Origin of the sequence: Moorena sp. SIO4E2, assembly GCF_010671945.1 — a bacterium.
GTDB classification, from domain to species: Bacteria; Cyanobacteriota; Cyanobacteriia; order Cyanobacteriales; family Coleofasciculaceae; genus Moorena; species Moorena producens.
In genome coordinates this window covers 1-4,962 of the sequence record NZ_JAAHIE010000520.1, presented here as the reverse complement: position 1 = coordinate 4,962, position 4,962 = coordinate 1, and the positions used below count along the sequence as shown (strand labels likewise).

Genomic DNA, 4,962 nt, shown 5'->3' with positions numbered 1-4,962 from the left:
GTAGTGATGAGTTACGACTTTCCAGGAGTGGAGTTTATTGTAGAGAAGGGGCTAGATTCTTACTTGTATACGAATCAAAAGGGAATTTCTTCAGATCCAAATTATGTATAGGGTTCCTAGAATCACCTGTAGTGGTACACAAGTATTGATTTTAGTTTCCTTTACTTTGACCAAACCCTAGCCAAACCACAGCAATAATAGGCGATTTCTTACAAACTGACAAAAAAGTGTTAAATATAACAAAAAATGAAACTACTGTATTTTTTGGTTGTCCACCATCTTACTTAACAAAAGATTTTTTACAACACTGCAAAATAAACTAAAAGAATGTATTCAAAGTAGATTACTTGTTTTAAGTTCGATATTAAAGAATTACGGAGACAATGTTTTTTTATTTAAAAATAATGATTATACAAGCCCAGGTGCATATCTTTTGACAAGAGTGGTATTTGCACCTAATGTGTACAATGAATTTTTGGACAATACTGCGGAATGAAGACTTTCACCAAAATACTACTCACTCTTATTCCACACCATGAAGTTGTATATAGTCTAATATAACTGAGGACATGAAACCAAGACCAACTCCTATCCCTCCCAGTCCAGGTCAAGAATCTGTTTGGGATTATCCTCGCCCTGCCATTTGGGAAGATACAACTAAGCATATCCGAATCATTTTCAATGATATCGTTCTAGCTGAGACCAGACGAGCTAAACGAGTGCTGGAAACAAGCCATCCCCCCATATACTACATTCCCGCTGAAGACATTAAGTTGGAATATCTAATTGAAACACCACGTCAAACCTGGTGCGAGTGGAAAGGTAAGTGTTTATATTACAATGTTGTTGTGGGTGACAAACAAGTAGCTAATGCAGCTTGGCGTTATTTTAAGCCAACCCCTCATTTTACTGAAATTAGAGACTACTACGGTTTTTATCCTCGTCCAATGGATGCGTGCTATGTGGATGATGAGTTAGTTATACCCCAAGCTGGCAATCTTTATGGTGGCTGGATCACCAGTGATCTTGTTGGACCTTTCAAGGGAGAACCAGGAACAATGGGTTGGTAGATGGGTTAGTAGATTTGGTAGATAGTGGGTGATATTTGGGAGCAGTCGAGGGGGACGATTACTTGCCCCCCCTCCCAATTAAATGTGCTAGATCTAGACTTGCCCGTTTCTGTTGTAACCTGAAGAAATTTACAACAACCCAGCAAAATGTAGCGGTCCAGTACCACTAATCAACTCCAACAGTAAAGCAATAAACCCAATCATAGCCAGACGACCATTCCAAACTTCTGCTGCTGTAGTCATGCCCCACTCCCAGCGCTCTGGAGGGTAAATTTTGACTGTCTCTGGGGGACGAATTACCTCAGAGAGTTCACGGCTGGGTGATTCGAGAGCGTCAACTACCAAAGTTGTCAAAGACTCAATAAACAGGGGATGGGTATTGAGGGCTGGTACCCGCTCAAACTGCTTAATCCCTGATTCTTCTGCTATTTCTCGATACTCAATGTCAATTTCTTGCAGGGTTTCGATATGTTCCGAGACAAAACTAATCGGGACTACCAGCAAATCTTGAGTATTCTTAGCTCCGAGTTCTTGCAAGGCATCTTCGGTGTAGGGTTGGAGCCATTCTACCGGACCAACCCGACTTTGATAGGCCAGAGTATGGGGATTGGGGCGGTTGAGGGTTTTCATAATTAAGGCAGTGCAATCCTCAATTTCCTGCTGATAGGGGTCTCCAGCTTCTGTGACATAGCTGATCGGGACACCGTGAGCACTAAAGAAGATATGAACTTGATCAGGATTAGAAAACTTATCGAGTTCCTGAGCAATTAAATCAGCCATGGCTTGGAGGTATTGTGGCTGCTGGTACCAGGAGGGAATGACTGTGTGTTCAATCTTGCTCAGGTCTGGGTCTTCTGTCCACAGATTTTCTAGCAGACGGAAGCTAGAACCACTGGTGCTGATAGAAAATTGGGGATAAAGCGGTAGAATAACTAAGCGTTCGATGCCATCCGCTTTGATGGTTGCGATCGCTTCTTCAGTGAAAGGATGCCAGTAACGCATTCCTACATATACACTGACCTCTTGCCCTTTCGTTTGCAAATGTTCCTGGAGGGCTTGAGCCTGGGCGTCTGTAATCTTCCGTAGAGGGGAACCACCGCCAATTTGCTTGTAGTTCTCCTGGGATATCTTAGCACGCTTAGTCGAGATTAGCCAAGCCAGGGGTTTTTGCAGCCACGGAAAAGGCAGGCGAATGATTTCCGGGTCAGAAAACAGGTTGAATAGAAAGGGACGAACATCCTTTAACTGATCTGGCCCACCTAGATTAAGCAATAATACCCCAACACGACCCATAGTTAACACAGCTTCCCATAACTTTCATATTTGTTACTGATTTTAACAATATATTTTTTAACTTAAATTTGCAACAAGAAACACAGATCTTTACGAAGGAGTGAGTAGTGGCAACAGTTCTTAGAGCTTGGAGTTATCAGTACCAATGGCTGTATGATAGTATTTCCCGGATCGCGGCTTTGAGCGTGGGTGGAGAGAGACGATTCCGCCAGCTACCGTTACAGGGCTTAACAATTCATTCAGGAACCAAGGTGCTAGATCTCTGTTGCGGCAGTGGTCAGGCAACCCAGTTCTTGGTGGAATTGTCTGAGCATGTCACAGGTTTAGATATTTCGCCACTATCCCTAGAGCGAGCGCGGCGGAATGTTCCCCAGGCCAACTATGTAGAGGGTTTGGCTGAACAGATGCCATTTCCAGATGCTCAATTTGATATAGTTCACACCAGCGCCGCACTCCATGAAATGACCCCTGAGGTGTTGCAGCAGATTATTCAGGAAGTTTACCGGGTGCTTAAACCAGGAGGAGTATTTACCCTAGTGGATTTGCACAAGCCAACTAATGTTTTGTTTTGGCCAGGGTTAGCGGTATTTATGTGGTTGTTTGAAACCCAAACAGCTTGGCAATTACTGGAGACTGACTTGGTCAAAGGGCTTGAGGAAGTGGGGTTTAAGGTATGCGATCGCTCCTTGTACGCAGGTGGTAGTTTACAGGTGATTCAGGTTACGAAAGCGTAAAGGCCGACAGTAACTAAAAAACCTACCCGAAGGGAAGGCCAAGGGCGATCAACCTTCAACCTTCAACCTTCAACCTTCAACCTTCATTTTTAAACCTTCAACCTTCAACCTTCAACCTTCAACCTTCAACCTACCCTACACCTAACGCCAAAGGCGAACAACCAAATAACCTTCAACCATACAGACCACCTACATATTCCCCATAACCGTTGTAAAGTAGGGTGGGTCGTTTTTCCCAGGATAAGTTAGGACCGCTACTGATGAATTTTTCTGTAGCTTGTGACCATCTGGGGTGAGGCTTATTGGGGTTAACATTTGCCTCAAAGTCATATTCATAGGAATTGATGGTATTCCAGTAGGTAGCTGGCTGGTTAGCTAAAAACTCGACTTTGACTATGGATTTTGCTCCTTTAAAACCATATTTCCAGGGCACTACCATGCGAATAGGAGCACCATGCTGCTTGGGTAATAGATGACCATAAATACCAATAGCAAAAAATGCTAGTTCGTTAGCCATTTCCTCAACACGTAAACTTTCGGTATAAGGCCAAGGTAAGGAACCAAGGTGTATGCCTGGACCAATAGTAATTTTGCGGTCATAATAGGAGGTAAATCGCACAAATTTAGCCTCTGAAGTAGGTTCTACTGCTTTGATCAGCGCTTTCATGGGAAATCCGATCCAGGGTAGCACCATTGACCACGCCTCTACACAGCGGAAGCGATAGATCCGCTCTTCGATGGGAAATTTAGTTTGCAGATCATCTAGGTCATAGGTTTGGGGATTTTTGACTAATCCCGTCACCTCTAGCTTCCAGTCTTTGGTTGGTAAATTTTGGGCTGCTTGCCAGATCGATTTACTGCCGCCAAATTCATAAAAATTGTTGTACTGTCCAGCAAGATCCTGATCAGTGATGGGTCTGTCAACACTGGCAAAAGCTGGATTGGTTGCTAAGGATTTTAACTTAGGTTGATTTAGGGTTTCCGAAAGAGCTTTGTCTGAGGCAGAAGAGGAAGCTTGACAACCAAGAATTGAGAGCATTCCAGTGCCTAGGCTGGCACCAACTAAATTTTTGAGAAAGCGACGTCGGTTAGAATAAGCCGTTTCTGAGGTGACTTGTTGCTCTGGCAGTTCCCAGGACTTTGGTACACGAATGATGGTCATAAAGTAAGTGATATTGTTGACGGTGAGCTTTTAGCAGTCAGCCTCTGAGGCTCTGGAGCTTATTTAAGCATTCAGCAGTCAGCCGTTAGCCGTCAGCCAAACGCTAGTGCGTGGCCATAGGCCAAGGCTCACGCTACGGGAACAGCTTTCCGTAACAGACATTAAACGAATGCTTACCTGTTTTCTTGATGCAAAGCGCGAGTGGGGGAAACCCCCGCAGGTCGGCGCTGCATCGCTTATTCAAAAGCTGTTCCCTTAGCTTGTCGATAGCCCATAAGCTGATAGCCCATAAGCTGATAGCACCTCAAGTAGCTTGCGTGGCACAGGCTTCGACGCTGTGATGTAGCGCATTAGTTGATAGCTGAATGCTTACGAGCTTATAGCTGGCAAGGGTAGCTTTTCAAGTAGTGCCTTGACTGATAGCGCCAGTTAAAAGCTTAAGTTATACTTGTGCCAAGTATAGTTAATAACTATAGTTAAAATTACTACCGCTTATTTTTTTTTATAAGGATGTATTAGGATGCCAGATTAATGTCATGACTACTAAAATAAAAATAAATAAATAAATAAAATAACGTAAATAAAAAAACCAGGAGAAAGCTGATGATCCGTAAAACACTAGTTATAGTAGGAATCGGCTGGATAGTTGTGGGATTGGTACCTCTTGCCTATGCTCAGTCAGGAGCGCAGTCTAGTGAGCCAA

General features: G+C 43.6%; 4 protein-coding genes. 2 read left to right on the top strand and 2 right to left on the bottom strand.

All coding sequences use genetic code 11. From position 1 onward, the window contains the following. The first annotated feature begins 569 nt into the window (after positions 1-569). On the top strand, positions 570-1,070 hold the full coding sequence (locus tag F6K37_RS32025) for a DUF427 domain-containing protein (RefSeq protein WP_287254627.1): 501 nt from the start codon (positions 570-572) through the stop codon (positions 1,068-1,070). 129 nt (positions 1,071-1,199) lie between these two features. On the opposite strand, the gene hemH is transcribed toward F6K37_RS32025, so the two are convergent. Then, a complete protein-coding gene (hemH, locus tag F6K37_RS32020) occupies positions 1,200-2,363 on the bottom strand; it encodes a ferrochelatase (RefSeq protein ID WP_008179571.1) in 1,164 nt (387 codons plus the stop codon). Positions 2,364-2,470: 107 nt separating this feature from the next. On the opposite strand from hemH, the gene F6K37_RS32015 reads away from it, so the two are divergent. After that, positions 2,471-3,097 (top strand): class I SAM-dependent methyltransferase, encoded by a 627-nt coding sequence (locus F6K37_RS32015; protein WP_287254624.1) that lies wholly within the window; start codon positions 2,471-2,473, stop codon positions 3,095-3,097. A gap of 172 nt (positions 3,098-3,269) precedes the next feature. On the opposite strand, the gene msrP is transcribed toward F6K37_RS32015, so the two are convergent. After that, positions 3,270-4,259: a protein-methionine-sulfoxide reductase catalytic subunit MsrP gene (gene msrP / locus F6K37_RS32010; protein ID WP_287254622.1), complete on the bottom strand. Its 990-nt coding sequence runs from the start codon at positions 4,257-4,259 to the stop codon at positions 3,270-3,272. Between the last annotated feature and the right edge of the window lie 703 nt (positions 4,260-4,962).

What these genes read in the sequence shown, in the direction of transcription:
- hemH (WP_008179571.1), bottom strand. Translation starts at nt 2,363, where the DNA reads ATGGGTCGTGTTGGGGTATTATTGCTTAATCTAGGTGGGCCAGATCAG.
- msrP (WP_287254622.1), bottom strand. Translation starts at nt 4,259, where the DNA reads ATGACCATCATTCGTGTACCAAAGTCCTGGGAACTGCCAGAGCAACAA.
- F6K37_RS32025 (WP_287254627.1), top strand. Translation starts at nt 570, where the DNA reads ATGAAACCAAGACCAACTCCTATCCCTCCCAGTCCAGGTCAAGAATCT.